The organism is Deferribacterota bacterium (assembly GCA_034189185.1).
GTDB lineage: Bacteria > Chrysiogenota > Deferribacteres > Deferribacterales > UBA228 > UBA228.
Genome location: JAXHVM010000033.1, coordinates 1 through 15,672 on the forward strand (window position 1 = coordinate 1; position 15,672 = coordinate 15,672).

Consider the following 15,672-nt stretch of genomic DNA (forward strand, 5'->3'; position numbering starts at 1 on the left):
TGAAGACTGCATTTATGAGGTACATGGCTCAATACATTATTTACAATGCATTAAGCCTTGCAAGGAGAAAATATGGGAAAATAATTTTAATATAGAGATTGATTTTAATACAATGAGAGCAAAAAATATTCCTAGGTGTAAATATTGTGGTGACGTTGTAAGGCCTAATATATTGATGTTTGGGGACTTTAGCTGGGTTTCTCTAAGAGCTGATGAGCAATCTGAGAGATTTAATAGGTATGTTGATCGTATAGGTGGTAATGATGTTGTTATATTAGAGATAGGTGCTGGAAAAGCAGTGCCAACAATTAGGTATTTAGCTAAAAGGACAGCTGATATAACAGGTGCTACTATTGTTAGGATTAATCCTGTAGAATATGAGATTGAAGAACCTCATATTCCAATAAAAGGGAAAGCCTTAGATGTTTTAAGTCTCATAAATGAAAATATTTAATATTAAATTATATAATTTATGCAAAGTTTTTATCGTTAACTATATTTTTTTTCATAATTAATATGTTTTCGTCTAATTCCCTTTTAATTCTTAAATCATCCATTATATTATTTATTACATATAAACCCCTTCCTCTGTCAGACAAAGGATTTGGTTTTTTTATATCATCTTTTTTAAAGGGCTTTCCTTGGCTATATACTTTAATTTCAATTGTATTTCCGTCAAAGTTCATTCTAATTTTGATTTGTGGGTATTTTTTTTTCTTTTCTCCATGTAATATTGCATTGGCAACAGCTTCAGTTAACGCTAAATTTATATAAAATGCTATATCCTTATTTTTATATTTATTTAGCTGATTATTAGAAAAAAAGTCATCAATATACTTATCTATTTCATTTAATACATTTAGCTTAGCAGGTAATTCATAAGTGATTGACACGTTATTACCCATTTTGTTCTTTAATTGTTATAATATCATCTATGCCATTATAAATATTGAGTATGTTTGTTAGTTCTGTAATCTCTAATATTTTGATAAGCTTGTTGTTTAGACCAATAATATACAAATTTTTATTTTTATTTTGTAGAATTTTATGGACTGATAATAATGCTGAGAGTGCAGAACTATCTAAAAAATCAGCTTTTGAAAGATCTAATACAATTGAAGGGCTATTTTTTGAAGCTTCTATCAATGCTTCTTTAAAATTATTTGCATTTGATGCATCTATTCTTTTCGTATTTAATTCCAAAATTTTTATTTTATTTTTATCTATGATTTTAAAATCCATATTTTTATTATTAAATATTGATTTTTATTATTAAATATATATCTATAATTTAGTATATTTGAATAAAAATGAAAGAAATTTTAGTAGTAGGTCATAAAAATCCGGATACTGATTCCTTATGTGCTGTATATGCCTATTCTAACTTCAAAAATTTGATTGATAGAGATAATAAATATACCCCTATTAGGTGTGGCAGTGTGAATGAACAATCTAGATATGTTTTTGAAAAGTTAAAAGTCCCTTTACCTATATTGTATAAAGATATATTTCCGAAGATTAATGATGTCATGACAAAAGAAGTTATTTCTGTAAAGACAGATGATCCATTATATGATGCCTTATCTTTACTTAGAAACAAAAGAGTTAGGATTATTCCTATTGTAGATAATGAAAATTCATTTAAAGGATTTATAAGTATTTTTGAGATATCTTCATATATAATACCCGAGGATTTACTGAAAACACCGGAATATATAATAAGATTTGATTGCTTTGAAAAAATACTAAAGGGAAAATTTTTAAAACGTGGCAACTTAGAAGAGCTAAAATGTATTATAAGTGCAGGAGCAATGCCTTTTGAAGATTTTGTCAAATTTATGAATTCTAAAAAGGAAAAATCAATTTTACTTGTTGTTGGTAATAGGAAAGATATTATTAGATATGCAATAGACAACAATTTTGATTGTATTATAGTAAGTGGTGTTCCGCAGGGAAATGAACTTAGTTTTGATCTAAAAAATTTTAAAGGAATATTCTTTATAACACCCCTTGAAACATATGATGTTTTGAGATTGTTAATATATTTGGCTCCATGCAAATATATAGCAAACAGAAATATAAAAACAGTTATGCAAGATACTTATTTAAAAGAGGCTAGAAATTCAATTTTAGCTTCAGAAAACAGGGCTTTACCCATTGTAGATAATGAAGGTAAGCTAAAGGGAATAGTAACAAGATCTGACATCTTAAGGTATAATCCTAAAAAAGTAATACTCGTTGATCATAATGAGTTTACCCAGGCAATAGATGGGATTGAAACAGCTGAAATAGTTGAAATTATTGATCATCATAGGATTGGTAATATTAAAACAAAAAATCCGATACACATATTAGCAAAACCTGTGGGAAGTTCTTGCACTATTGTTTATGAAATGTATAAATCCTATAATATTCCTTTAGATAGAGATACTTCACTAATTTTGTTATCGGGCATTTTATCAGACACCATAATGTTGAAATCACCAACTACAACTAGTGAAGATATTAGTGCAGTTGAAGAGATTTCTATTATGACTAAAGTTGATTATAAGAAGTGGGGTGAGGAGATGTTTTCGAAGACTGCTGTTTTAAATAAGAGAAATATAAAGGAGTTGATTCTCTCTGACTTTAAAATATATGATGAAGATAGAATAAAGATAGGAATAGGGCAAATAGAGGTTGTTAATTTTTCAGAGGCTAATGCAATAAAGGATACGATATTGGAGAATTTATGTGTTATTAGGGATGAAAAATCATTGAACTGGGCTATGCTTATGGTGACAAACATTGTTACAGGTAGCAGCATATTATATACAACAGATTTTCCTGAAGGTGAGCAGTTTATGGTATATAAAAAAGTTAGCAATAATGAGTATTATTTAGAGAATACAATTTCACGTAAAAAACAATTACTTCCTGAGATATTAAATATATTAGAACAATTATATATGGTTTAATTTATGAGTTATCAAGTATTAGCAAGAAAATATAGGCCACAAAATTTTAATGATTTGGTGGGGCAGGATTTTGTCAGGGATACTTTGAAAAATGCAGTTAAACTTAATAGGATTTCCCATGCTTATCTATTTTGTGGACCACGGGGAACAGGCAAAACAAGCACAGCAAGAATTTTTGCAAAGGCAATTAATTGTGATCATTTAAAAGATGCAAATCCTTGTAATAGTTGTGATGTTTGTGAAGAAATAACTAATGGTAATTCGATTGATATTATAGAGATTGACGGGGCTTCAAATAGAGGTATTGACGAGATTAGGCAGATTAGAGAATCTGCTAAATTTTTACCCACTAAATGCAGGTATAAAGTATATATTATAGATGAAGTGCATATGCTGACAGAGCCTGCATTTAACGCGCTACTTAAGATATTAGAGGAGCCGCCTAGACACATCCTTTTTATTTTAGCAACCACTAATCAATATAGAATTCCTGAGACGATCATATCTCGGTGCCAGGTTTATTCTTTTAAAAAGGTAGCAACAGAGAATATGAAGGAATTAATTGCGAAAATATTAAATAAAGAAGGTCTTAGTTATGATATTGATGCTCTCTCACTTATTGCTAGAAATGCTGATGGTTGTATTAGAGATGCCCTTTCTATTGTTGACCAAGTTGTAGCGTATACAAATGGAATTTTAGAGTATAGTGTTGTATATAAATTATTGGGTTTAACAGATAGGGAATTAGTATACAAACTTTTAAGTTCTATTATTAAAGGTGAAAGCGAGAAGATAGCTAAAATATGTAAAGAAATTGACGAGAAAGGCTTAGAATATTCATATATTATTGAACAATTAATTATTTATGTTAGATATCTTATCAATTATGCTTATACTAAAGAACTGATAGAAAGAGAATTAGTAACCGAAGAATTGGAATTAATTAAAAGGTTGGTACCTTATAGTTATTCGCAGAGGTTATTCTTAATCTTTCAAATTCTATTGAAGGTTAGTAATGATATTAAATTATATGCCTTTGATAAATATGTATTTGAGATTGGCTTATATAAAGCTACAATTTCTGAAGAGCTAATACCTTCAGACCTGAGAAACGGAAAATTTGATGGTAGAGATGAAAACCCTTTAACTGCATATGCAGCTAAGTCATCGGGTCTAATTGGAAATTTTAATGGTAGAGGTGAAAACTATAGAAATATAAAGAGGAATGATTATACTAAAAGTGAGAATAAAGATGTTAAATCTCTTAGTAATAATGTAAAAGTTTCTAATGAGACGTGGAGGGAATTTCTTAATAGATTAGGTAAAAATAACCCTAATATTTCAATTAATTTAAACTATGGTCATTTAGATTTTTCAAAAGAAGGTGTATTAAATGTTGTGTTCACCAATGATAAAAAGTTTCATTATCAGATTGTTAAAAGTAGAAATAATTTTGAGTTAATAAAGAGAGAGGTTTATAATTATTTTAATAACATCAAAGAGTTTAATATATTTTTATCTGATGAAGATAGTAAAGATCAGGGTGTTAAAAATAATATTGAACAAGTAGAAGAGCCAGAAACTTATAAAGAGTTAAAGATTAAAAGAGAGATAGAAGAAGATAAACTTGTAAAAACGATAATCAATGATTTTGAAGCATCAATTAAATATATAGAGGTTGAAAATAAAAATAAGGAGAAGAAAAAATGAATATGCAACAAATTATGAAACAAGCACAAAAAGTGCAGCAAAAGATGAAAGAGATCCAAGATTCATTAGTTGATGAAAAGGTGGAAGCTTCCTCTGGTGGTGGAATGGTAAATGTTGTTGTAAATGGTAGGCAAGAGGTTGTTAGCGTTAAGATTGAGCCAGAGATCTTAGAGGACAATGATCTAGAAATGTTGCAGGATTTAATAATGGCAGCTGTAAATGAAGGTATTAAAAAATCTCAAGCAATGGTACAAGAGAAATTAAGCACTGTCACAGGCGGAATGAATATACCAGGTTTATTCTAAGTTAGATAATGTTAAAGAATTCACTATTTGAAGGATGCGTAGATCAACTTGTTAGATTACCAGGTATAGGGAGAAAGACTGCTCAGAGATTAGCACTATATTTTATTAGTATGGAAAAGAGTGATGTTGATGAGCTGTTAGAGAGCATTAGGAATTTACGCGAGAATATTAAACAATGTAAAATATGTGGTAATCTAGCTGAAGATGATTTGTGCTATATCTGCAAAGATAAAGATAGAGATAAAAGTGTAATATGCATTGTTGAAAAGGAAAATGATGTAAGCATAATAGAGTCAACAGGTAGATACAATGGCCTATATCATGTTTTAGGAGGACGGATATCTCCAATTGAGGGTATTACTCCAGACGATTTAAATATTAATAGTTTATTGAATAGGATTAATGATAATGTTAAAGAGATTATAATTGCAACGAATGCTGATCCAGAAGGGGATACAACAGCACTTTATATTGCTAAGCTTTTAAAAAGATTTCCCTATGTTATTGTTTCAAGGATTGCAAGTGGTCTTCCAATAGGTGGTTTTTTAGAGTATTCAGATAGTATAACTGTATTAAAGTCGTTAGAGAATAGAAGACCTTTATAGAATGTCTAAAGAATTAATCATCAACTCAGAAAATTTTGAGACTAGGATTGCATTATTAGAAAATGGCAATATTGTTGAATTATATATTGAAAGGAATAAACATAAAAACTTAGTTGGGAATATATATAAAGGGAAGGTTGCTAATTTATTACCAGGGCTGCAGTCAGCGTTTATTGATATAGGTGAAGAACGCTCAGCTTTCTTGCATGCATCAGATATTATGCACATAAATAAGAATAATAAGCTAGTTAATACAAATAATATTATTGAGGATATTGAGGAGGGGTTAAGATTAGAGAATCTGCCTTCATCTGAGGTCGTCAATCCACCTATAGAAGATTTACTTGAAAAAAATGATGATATTTTAATCCAAATTATTAAAGAGCCAATAGATCAAAAAGGTCCAAGGGCTACCACATGTATAACAATACCTGGTAGGTTGTTAGTTCTAATGCCCAATATTGATCATATAGGGGTATCAAGGAAAATTGAAGACAGCGATGAGATAAAGCGATTGCGTAGTATATTAACAGAGATTAAGCTACCAAATTATGGCTTAATTGCTAGAACAGCAAGTGTTGGTGCAAACAGAAATGAGATTGAAAGAGATCTCTCATATCTATTAACTATATGGAATGATATAACTATGTTATATAAAAATGCAGAATATCCCTTTTTATTATATGAAGAGCAAGATCTTTTGGTGAAAATATTAAGGGATACATTAACAAATGATGTTAAAAGAATAATTATTGATAATGAAGAAAACTATGAAAGGGTTAATAATTTTATTTTAAAATATATGCCTGAGATAGATGTTAAAATTGATCTTTATAGTGGAAATACGCCAATTTTCGATCATTTTTATAATATTGAATTAGAGATAAATAGGTTAAGCGAGAAGAAAATATGGTTGAAATCTGGAGGCTATATAGTTATTGACCAATGTGAAGCATTAACTGTAATAGATGTCAATACAGGTAAATATACTGGTAAAAAGGATTTTGAGAGCACTATATTTAAAACTAACTTGGAGGCTGCTAAAGAAATAGCTTATCAATTAATACTTAGAAATATTGGTGGTATTATTGTAGTTGATTTTATTGATATGTCAGAGAAGGAGCACAGAGATAAAGTTTTAACCACTCTATCAGAAGAATTAAAAAAAGATAGGCTAAAATCATCTGTTATAAATATAACACCCTTGGGTTTAGTTGAGATAACAAGAAAAAGAGTACAAAATAGTTTGACTAGGTTTTTAACTGAGGCATGCCCTTATTGTGATGGTAGTGGAAGAATTAAATCAATACCCACTATTGTTTATGAAATCTTAAGAGAAGTAAAAACGTTAGCTAAGACTTCTAACAAAAATAAAATCAATATATATGCACAAGAGTCTATTATTGATTATATTCTAAATAATGAAAAAGAATATATCTCTTTTATCGAAATGAATTATAATGTTTCTATTATCCCAAATATAGAAAAGGATTTCCATCAAGAATATTATATAGTTAAGTAATAAAATATATGGCTTATATCAGAAAAGATATCTATTATAAAAAAGCAAAAAATCAGGGCTATAGATCAAGAGCTGTATATAAATTATATGAAATAGATAATAAGTTTAACATATTAAATAAAGCTTGTAGAATATTAGAATTAGGTGCAGCACCTGGCAGTTGGTCACAAGCAATCCTGAAAAATTTGAGAAATGGTGATCTGTTGGTGGCTATAGATAGGCTAAAATTTAGTAATATTAACAATAAAAATTTTTATTTTATAAATACTGATATATTTGATAAAAATATAATAGATAAAATTATAAATATATCTAATGATTTTGATCTTATACTTTCTGATGCAGCTCCAAATACAACAGGTGATAAGAATGTTGACCACTATAGTAGTGTTGGGATAGTAGATCAGGTCTTATACCTATCTACAAAATTATTGAATGCAAAGGGTAATTTAATATGCAAGTTTTTTGATGGCTCTGAGAGGGAGGCTATTAAAAGAAAAGCAAGTGATCTTTTTAGGGATATACATATATATAAACCAAAATCAACAAGAAAGAATTCTTTTGAAATTTATTTGATAGGTATTAATAAAAACTAGTGTTTTTAGATAAAAGGATAAATGAGTGGATTTAAAAAATCTTCTTGAATCATATAAGAATGGAAATCTAACTTTAGATGATTTAATAGGGAATATAGATACCTATTTTATAGAACGCTATAAAAATATTGTAATTGATACATTTAGGGAGAAACGTGTAGGATTTCCTGAGGTTATCTACGGAAGATCTAAGAGTATAAAACAGCTTATAGACATCTCAAATGTTTACAAAAAAAAGAATATTAATTTTATTTGTACAGGATTAACTATTTATAAAATAAAAAAACTTAAAGAGGTATTTCCTGATTTTGAATATATAGAAGAGGCTGGTATTGTTAGGAATATTGTACAAAAAATTGAAAAAATTGATGGGAGTGTTGCAGTAATAACTGCAGGGGCATCTGATCTTAAGGTTGCATTAGAGTGTAGCGAGACATTAAAATCTTTAGGGGTAAACAATACAATATATAGTGACGTCGGCGTTGCTGGTATACATAGATTATTTGATGTATTAAAAGATGTTGATAGAGCAACCTTATTAGTCGTGATTGCTGGAATGGAGGGTGCCTTACCATCAGTTGTTGGGGGTATTACCTATAAACCTATAATCGCTGTGCCTACTTCAGTTGGTTATGGGGCTGCAAATAATGGGTTTACACCTTTATTTTCAATGCTTACTAGTTGCTCTAGTGGTATAACTGTTGTTAATATTGACAACGGTTTTGGGGCGGCAATTGCTGCTTATAGGATATTAAATACATTAAATAAAACTCAATAATGCTTTGCCAAAGAGGCAAAGCATTATTGAGTTTTTAAAGATGACCTTTACTGTATTTTTTGAAAAAATCTAATTTTTTCTCTGGATCTGGAGTCATTGTGTCTTTCCCTTTCGTCCAGTTTGCAGGGCATACAACACCATGTTTTTTGATAAATTGTAGTGCATCAATTGCTCTAAGTATCTCATTAATATTCCTACCAACGTTATTTGAATGAACCATTTCATATTGGACTATACCATCTGGATCAATTATAAAGGTTGCTCTAAGTGACATTCCTTCTGGCAAAAGTACGTCATATGTCTCTGCTATTTTTTTTGTAAAATCAGATATTAATGGGTAGTTTAGGTCTCCCAAACCACCTTCACTTCTTGGAGTATTAATCCATGCTAAATGTGAGTATATAGAGTCAGTAGAAACACCAAGTATTTCAGTATTTCTGTTTTTGAACTCTTCATAACTATCAGAAAAGGATGTTATTTCAGTGGGGCAAACAAATGTAAAATCTAGTGGATAGAAGAACAATACTACCCAATTTTTGTTTTGATAGCTACTTAATGTAATTTTTTTGAATTCTTTGTTAACAACTGCTTCTGCTGTAAAATCTGGTGCTTTTTTCCCAACAAGTACCATATTTCACCTCCTTTTTTATATTTATAATAAATATAAATAAAATATTGTCAATATATTTCTATTATTTTTTAAGTTTCTTACTATTATAACATATTTTACTATTATAACATATTTTATATGTTTTATGAAAAATAATTTGACAACTATGCCAATTTGTGCTAATAAATCAGTTTGTATTTAAGAAGTTCTAAAATGTATATAATAACTTACTACACATGTAAAAGCATTCTATTATTGTGTTATTCAATTTGTAAATAATAGGTAAAATAATGAAATTAAAATACTTGTTTCTTATACAGATTTTTATCATATGTTTTAATGTATTTGCTAGTGAAAGATATACACTTAAGGAATTGTTACAGATTGCCAATGAAAGATCTGATGTTATAAATATTACAAGAGAAGAAAAGATTATATCAACATACGATAAGAGAAAAGCTATATCATCTCTTATCCCTGATGTGGCGTTATATGGTGGACATAGGGAGTATACAGAATCTAAAAAAGGCGTGCATTCTATAGAGTTACCAGCTAATTTGGGAGTTTTTGAATATGAGACATACACACAACCTAGTAGAGCATCAACGTGGGGTGTTAGGTTAGACCAGAATTATTCCCTGGGAGGTAGGGAATTTATAGGTATTTCAATTGCTAGTAAGAATATTAAACGCTCAAAGTATGAAATAGAAAGGGTTGCAGAGGAATATCTAATGGCAGTTGTAAATGCTTATTTTGCAGTTCTTATCTCTAAGCGAAATGTAGAGATAGCAGAAGAAAACAGGATAAGATTAGAGAGCCATAGGAAAGATGCATTAAAAAGATATAAGGTTGGAGAAGATACTAAAACAGTACTTTTAAGAGCCGAGGCTGAGCTATCAGGATCTGAATCGGATTTAGAGAGAGCACAGAATAATCTTGAATATGCCAAAATCTATTTGGCTCGTTTAGTTGGTATCAAAAATGGTTATCATATAGATGAAGTTGAGTTGAAAGAGCGTGAAAAAAATGAAATACCTTTTTTATTAAAGACAGCATATGAAAATAGGCCTGAAATGAAACAAGTGAAGTTAGACGAGATTATATCTGATAAACAGATTAGTTATGCTAAGTCTGCTTTTTTTCCCGATTTAGGGATTGAGGGCTCCTATAGTGATACAGATTATGATCCTGAAACTATGGCTGATGAATTAGCTGAGGAGAGTGCCTATATTGGAGTTACCCTAACACTTCCAATATTTGAAGGTGGATTTAGGGTAGCTGATGTTGCACAAGCAAAAGCTAGAAGAAGAGAAGCTTCATTGTCTTATTTTGATACTAAAAAGACAGTGACTGTTGAAGTAAAAGAGGCTTATTTGGATTTAAAAACAGAAAGAAGAAATCTAGAGTATTACAAAGATCAATTAGCTTTTGCAAGAGAAAATTATAGGCTTATGAGTAAACAGTTTCAAGTTGGACTTGCCTCATCAGTTGATTATATTGATGCGAATACACTTTTGTTAACATCTGAAAGACAGGTAAATAACGCATATTATAATTATCAATTATCAATAGCAAGATTGGAAAAAGCAAAAGGTAAACTTCTAGAATATTTTGACATAAAAAATAAGTATTAACTTAATAAATAAATTTTTCATTATATAAATAAATATTGATTAAGAAGGTATAGACCATGAAGTTAGGCAGGATCTATGTTGGTAAAAAGCTAATTATAAGATTTATTATAGGTGTATTAGTTGTAGCAGGCGTAATTTTCTCTATACCAAAAGTAAAATACTTATTAACACATGAGACCACAGATGACGCATATGTACATGCAAGCATTGTTCCATTGTCAACTCAAGTAGATGGGAAGATAATAAAAGTATTTGTAGATGACAATGCATTAGTAAAGAAAGGTCAAAAAATAGTTAAGATTGAAGATAATGATTATACAGCAGCTGTGAAAGAGAGAAAGGGACTTTTGGATAGTGCAGAATCTACATTGACTGAGATAGAATCTGAGATTCTAGTAAGCAAGAGAGAGATTGAAAGATTGACTGCAGAACTTAAAAGGGCAAAAGCAGAGTTATTGTTTGCCAAAAAAGAAGAGTTGAGATATAGGAAATTGTTAGAAGACGATTTAGTATCACAAAGTGATTATGATGAAAAAAATACTACTTTAGAAGTGGATAAGGCAAATGTCGATTCAGTAAAGGCAAGTATTAAAAAAGAAAAAGCTAATTTGACATTGTTAAACAATAGAAGGAATACGCAATTAGCTACAATAAATCAATACAAAGCATCACTTGAACTTGCCAAAATTGATCTTGCAAGGACAACAATATATGCTCCATGCAATGGAAGGGTTTCACAAAGAGAAGAGGTAGACCCAGGTAAATATGTAGAGAAGGGGGATATCCTATTTTCTGTTGTAAATTTAGATGATGTGTGGATTGAGGCGAATTATAAAGAAACCCAACTTGAGGAGATGCGCATTGGGCAGAAGGTTAAAATAAAAGTTGATGCATATCCCCATTTTGTATATTGGGGTCATATTGGAAGTTTTCAGCCTGGTGCAGGAGCAGTTTTTAGCTTATTGCCGCCTGAGGATGCCACTGGGAATTTTGTTAAAGTTGTTAGGCGTGTTCCAGTTTTTGTTGAAGTTGATACACACTTTAATCCAAATGCCCCTCTATGGCCAGGTTTGTCTGTTGTGCCTTCTGTTGATTTAACCTCTAAAGGGTCTGGATATATGGAAGAGCACTATGTCAGAAGAAAGTGAGAAATACGTAAACAAATGGGTTATAGCCTTAACTGTTTTAACAGGTATATTAATGAGCGCCATAAATACAAACAGACTAAATATATTCTAATATCTGTACAGGGCAGTATTGCTGCTTTGGCTATAACTTAGGTATAACTATTAAGGTAGAAGCTATTTTAGATAAAACAGGAAGAAACTTTTACAAAGCACAAATTGTGCATTATTAAATAAATATTTGTTATAGGATTAACAAGTTAGGTCATATAATGTTTTTTGTTGTTTTTAATTTTTAAGCCGAGCTTATTACAATTTAGAATGAGTAATTAGAGAGATAAAATCGTTAAAACTAGTAAAAAATAATAATGAAAGCAAAAGATAAGTAAGCAAATGGCTGATGATGTAAAAAATGTTAATAAATGGTTAATTACAGTATCTCTTATGACTGGCACTCTAATGTCAGCGATTGATACCTCTATTGTAGATGTTGCTCTTCCATATATACAAGGAGCAGTAGCAGCATCTACTACAGAAATTACTTGGGTTATAGCTAGCTATATGTTGGCAAATGTAATTGTTATGCCAGTAGTTACATTAATTTCTAAGAGATTTGGTAGAAAGAACTTTTATCAATTTTCTGTTGTACTTTTTACAATAGCTTCAATTGGTTGTGGGTTATCTAATACATTGTTAGAACTTACCATCTGGAGGATATTTCAGGGTTTTGGGGGAGGCGCTATTATTCCTTTATCGCAAGCTATCTTAAGGGAGACTTTTCCTCCTAAAGAACATGGTAAAGCCATGGGAATTTTTGGGCTTGGAGTTATAACTGGACCAGCCTTAGGGCCATTATTGGGTGGTTGGCTTATAGATAGTTATTCATGGCATTGGATATTTTTTATTAATTTACCTATTGGCATAATAAATACTATATTAGTATCAAAGTTTATATTTGATCCTCCCTATTTCAAGCGTGAGAAGGTAAAGATAGATTATTTTGGGCTTCTATTCTTATCCATTGGTTTGGGCGCGTTGCAAATCATGTTACAGAAAGGATCTGACGAGAATTGGTTTGAATCTGCTTTTATTAAAAGGTTGTGTTTTATCGCGGTAGTTGGTTTAATATTATTTATTATTCAAGAGTTTAAAACTAAAGAACCAGCAGTAAATTTAAGAATTTTAAAAAATGTAAATTTGTCTGTTGGAACATTTCTAGGCGGCGTTTTAGGTATGGGTTTATTTAGTAGTATTTTTGTTCTTCCAATGTTTTTGCAAACACAATTAGATTATCCGGCTTGGAATTCTGGGCTTGCAATAATGCCACGGGCTGCTGCAATGGTTTTTACAATGCCTGTAGCAGGTAGACTGTATAATAGGTTTGGTACCAAGCTTATATTTGTAGGTACGATTATTTCAATTATTTCTTTTTTACAATTTTCATTATTAAATTTATATATTGATTACTGGACAATATTTATACCCCAATTTTTGCAAGGCATAGGTTTTGGTTTAATATTTGTGCCTGTTTCTACAGTCTCATTATTAACTATTAGTAAAGATAAAATGACCGATGCGACAGGGATATATAACCTTATAAGGAGATTATCTGGTAGCGTTGGCACTGCGATTGCATCAACTGGTATATCATCAGCTGGAATGAATCATTTTAGACAAATAATTGTACATAATGTTAATCCCTATTCTTTTAGATATGATAACTATTTAGAGTTAGTAGAGCAAAATTTACATGCTGATGGTTCTCCAGCATATCTAGCATATGGAAAACAAGCATATAAAGTATTAGAAAACACGTTAAATAGTCAAGCATATATGTTAGCATATAATAGAGTATATGCAGGTATAGCTTTATTATTTATTTTGTCTATTCCATTGTTATTTTTATTTAGAAAGAATAAAATAGAATAAAATGGGAATCGTTATGGGTAAAGATGTGGTTATAACAGTCTCTAGACAATTAGGATCGGGTGGATCATATTTGGCACAAAGGCTTGCAAAGCGCTTGAATTTTAAATATTTTGATCGTGAAATATTGGTGCATTTATCCTATAAATTGGGTATGGATATTGATTATATGCAAGCTAGGGATGAAAAAATAACATCTGTAATACAAAATATATTAAAATCTTTTGCAATGGGCCCACCAGATGTATCCTCAATACCACCAAATGTTAGTCTTTTAAATGATGATAAACTCTTTGAGATCCAAAGTGAGATTATTAGGAAGGTTGCAGAAAAAGGTAATGTAATATTTGTTGGTAGAGCAGCATTCTATGTTCTTAGAAATGTTGATAATGTTATATCTATATTTATTCATGCTAACAGGGAATTTAGAATAAAGAGGGTAGTGGAATACTATAAAGTTGAAGACAGGAAAGAGGCTGAGAAATTAATTGATAAAACTGATAGGGAGAGAAAAGATTATATATTGGCCCATACTTCGCGTAAATGGTTGGATCTTACTAATTATTCATTTTCCTTTGATTCTTCTTTTATTGGACTACATACAATTGAACATATTATATGTGATTTTATTAATAAATACTATGTTAATAGATAGTAAAAATGCTATAAAAGAGGCTTACTCATTAGGTATCGTAAAGAAAATTTATATAAAGGAAGGGATAAAAGAACAAGCTAAGAGTCTTTTATTTAATAAAGAAAAAATAGTTTATTTGAGTGATTTTAACTTTAGGAAAAAATTTTCCTATTTTAATTCAAATATGGTAGCAGAAGTAGATTTTAATTATGTTGATCTAAAATCATTACTAGCAAAAGAAGAAAGGTTTATAATTCTAGACCATATTCAAGATCCACAAAATTTTGGTACTATTATAAGGGCAGCCCATCTTTTTAATTTTAAAAATATTATTATCGCAAAAAATAATCAGGTACAGGTAACTAATGCTGTTGTTAGAGCTAGTGCTGGTTCTATTTTTTATGTAAATATATGTAGGGTGGTAAACATTGCTAGAGCTGTAGAAACATTAAAAGATTATAATTTTTTTGTTTATGCAATTGATATAAGATCAAAAAAAACTATTGAAAATATTAGTTTAGGTAATAAATTTGCATTAATATTTGGCTCTGAAGGAAAAGGTATCAGAAAGAATTTATTTAGTAAATCTGATGATGCATTTAAAATTGATATTTTTGGTAAAATTGATTCTTTAAATGTTTCTCAATCAGCAGCAATATTGCTTTATGAGATAAATAAGAGAAAAATTTAAAAAAAAATAATAAAAAGTATAAAAAAACTTGACAAATACTTGATGATTATATATTATCTTCTTTCTACTTTAATGATACTAGTGGCTGGCGTAGCTCAACCGGTAGAGCAGCTGACTTGTAATCAGCAGGTTGGGGGTTCAAGTCCCTTCGCCAGCTTGCAAAGTATAGTAGCTGGGGAGGTACCCAAGCGGCCAAAGGGGGCAGGCTGTAAACCTGCTGGCGTAAGCCTTCGGGGGTTCGAATCCTCCCCTCCCCATTATTGTAAAAGTGCTCCATTAGGGAGCTATTTATATATTTGCGGGTGTAGCTCAGTTGGCTAGAGCATCAGCCTTCCAAGCTGAGGGTCGCGGGTTCAAGTCCCGTCACCCGCTTTTGTGCCCACGTGGCTCAGTTGGTTAGAGCGCGTCCTTGGTAAGGACGAGGTCACCGGTTCAAATCCGGTCGTGGGCTGTAAAGATATTATACAGGAGGCAACCTATGGCTAAGGCAAAATATGAGAGGAAAAAACCACATGTGAATGTAGGTACAATAGGACACGTAGATCATGGTAAGAGTACACTAACATCGGCAATAACAAAG

17 protein-coding genes and 4 tRNA genes are annotated in these 15,672 nt (G+C 30.5%); 18 read left to right on the top strand and 3 right to left on the bottom strand.

Going from position 1 to position 15,672, the window contains the following annotated elements; genetic code table 11:
* Window positions 1-454: Sir2 family NAD-dependent protein deacetylase (locus tag SVN78_03825; protein MDY6820737.1), on the top strand; the 454-nt coding region annotated here is incomplete at its 5' end.
* Between the two features lie 16 nt (window positions 455-470).
* Here the strand turns inward: SVN78_03825 and SVN78_03830 are convergent.
* Together SVN78_03830 and SVN78_03835 are read right to left on the bottom strand one after the other, a co-directional pair.
* Window positions 471-905, bottom strand: a complete 435-nt coding sequence (locus tag SVN78_03830) for an ATP-binding protein (GenBank protein ID MDY6820738.1) — start codon at window positions 903-905, stop codon at window positions 471-473.
* Window positions 898-1,242, bottom strand: a complete 345-nt coding sequence (locus tag SVN78_03835; GenBank protein ID MDY6820739.1) for an STAS domain-containing protein — start codon at window positions 1,240-1,242, stop codon at window positions 898-900. The genes SVN78_03830 and SVN78_03835 overlap by 8 nt, the downstream gene beginning before the upstream one ends.
* A 68-nt stretch (window positions 1,243-1,310) precedes the next feature.
* On the opposite strand from SVN78_03835, the gene SVN78_03840 reads away from it, so the two are divergent.
* The 7 genes from SVN78_03840 to larB are packed head-to-tail and all read left to right on the top strand — an operon-like array spanning window position 1,311 to window position 8,473.
* Entirely contained in the window at window positions 1,311-2,957 is a 1,647-nt protein-coding gene (locus tag SVN78_03840) for a putative manganese-dependent inorganic diphosphatase (protein ID MDY6820740.1), read from the top strand.
* A gap of 3 nt (window positions 2,958-2,960) precedes the next feature.
* Window positions 2,961-4,667, top strand: a complete 1,707-nt coding sequence (gene dnaX, locus SVN78_03845) for a DNA polymerase III subunit gamma/tau (protein MDY6820741.1) — start codon at window positions 2,961-2,963, stop codon at window positions 4,665-4,667.
* Window positions 4,664-4,972, top strand: a complete 309-nt coding sequence (locus SVN78_03850) for a YbaB/EbfC family nucleoid-associated protein (protein ID MDY6820742.1) — start codon at window positions 4,664-4,666, stop codon at window positions 4,970-4,972. Before dnaX ends, SVN78_03850 begins: the two co-directional genes overlap by 4 nt.
* 8 nt (window positions 4,973-4,980) lie before the next feature.
* Window positions 4,981-5,577 carry a recombination mediator RecR gene (gene recR / locus SVN78_03855; protein ID MDY6820743.1) on the top strand — a complete coding sequence of 199 codons (597 nt, stop codon included), beginning with the start codon at window positions 4,981-4,983 and terminating at the stop codon, window positions 5,575-5,577.
* Between the two features lies 1 nt (window position 5,578).
* A complete protein-coding gene (locus SVN78_03860; GenBank protein MDY6820744.1) occupies window positions 5,579-7,099 on the top strand; it encodes an Rne/Rng family ribonuclease in 1,521 nt (506 codons plus the stop codon).
* An 8-nt stretch (window positions 7,100-7,107) separates the two neighbouring features.
* Window positions 7,108-7,695 (top strand): RlmE family RNA methyltransferase, encoded by a 588-nt coding sequence (locus SVN78_03865; protein MDY6820745.1) that lies wholly within the window; start codon window positions 7,108-7,110, stop codon window positions 7,693-7,695.
* 25 nt (window positions 7,696-7,720) lie between these two features.
* Window positions 7,721-8,473: a nickel pincer cofactor biosynthesis protein LarB gene (larB, locus tag SVN78_03870; protein ID MDY6820746.1), complete on the top strand. Its 753-nt coding sequence runs from the start codon at window positions 7,721-7,723 to the stop codon at window positions 8,471-8,473.
* Between the two features lie 34 nt (window positions 8,474-8,507).
* Here the strand turns inward: larB and SVN78_03875 are convergent, their stop codons facing one another.
* On the bottom strand, window positions 8,508-9,104 hold the full coding sequence (locus SVN78_03875; protein ID MDY6820747.1) for a peroxiredoxin: 597 nt from the start codon (window positions 9,102-9,104) through the stop codon (window positions 8,508-8,510).
* A gap of 269 nt (window positions 9,105-9,373) precedes the next feature.
* Here SVN78_03875 and SVN78_03880 point away from each other — a divergent pair, with 269 nt between their 5' ends.
* From SVN78_03880 to SVN78_03925, 10 genes are all read left to right on the top strand, one after another.
* Window positions 9,374-10,717, top strand: a complete 1,344-nt coding sequence (locus tag SVN78_03880) for a TolC family protein (protein ID MDY6820748.1) — start codon at window positions 9,374-9,376, stop codon at window positions 10,715-10,717.
* A 56-nt stretch (window positions 10,718-10,773) separates the two neighbouring features.
* Window positions 10,774-11,865, top strand: a complete 1,092-nt coding sequence (locus tag SVN78_03885; protein ID MDY6820749.1) for an HlyD family secretion protein — start codon at window positions 10,774-10,776, stop codon at window positions 11,863-11,865.
* Window positions 11,866-12,234: 369 nt separating this feature from the next.
* On the top strand, window positions 12,235-13,770 hold the full coding sequence (locus tag SVN78_03890) for a DHA2 family efflux MFS transporter permease subunit (protein ID MDY6820750.1): 1,536 nt from the start codon (window positions 12,235-12,237) through the stop codon (window positions 13,768-13,770).
* A gap of 13 nt (window positions 13,771-13,783) precedes the next feature.
* Window positions 13,784-14,422: a cytidylate kinase-like family protein gene (locus SVN78_03895; protein MDY6820751.1), complete on the top strand. Its 639-nt coding sequence runs from the start codon at window positions 13,784-13,786 to the stop codon at window positions 14,420-14,422.
* Entirely contained in the window at window positions 14,409-15,092 is a 684-nt protein-coding gene (locus SVN78_03900; protein MDY6820752.1) for an RNA methyltransferase, read from the top strand. The genes SVN78_03895 and SVN78_03900 overlap by 14 nt, the downstream gene beginning before the upstream one ends.
* Window positions 15,093-15,176: 84 nt before the next feature.
* Window positions 15,177-15,249, top strand: a tRNA-Thr gene (locus SVN78_03905).
* 17 nt (window positions 15,250-15,266) lie between these two features.
* Window positions 15,267-15,349 (top strand) — tRNA-Tyr (locus SVN78_03910).
* 41 nt (window positions 15,350-15,390) lie between these two features.
* Window positions 15,391-15,464: transfer RNA gene (locus tag SVN78_03915), tRNA-Gly, on the top strand.
* 5 nt (window positions 15,465-15,469) lie between these two features.
* Window positions 15,470-15,543: transfer RNA gene (locus tag SVN78_03920), tRNA-Thr, on the top strand.
* 27 nt (window positions 15,544-15,570) lie between these two features.
* Window positions 15,571-15,672: GTP-binding protein (locus SVN78_03925; protein MDY6820753.1), on the top strand; the 102-nt coding region annotated here is incomplete at its 3' end.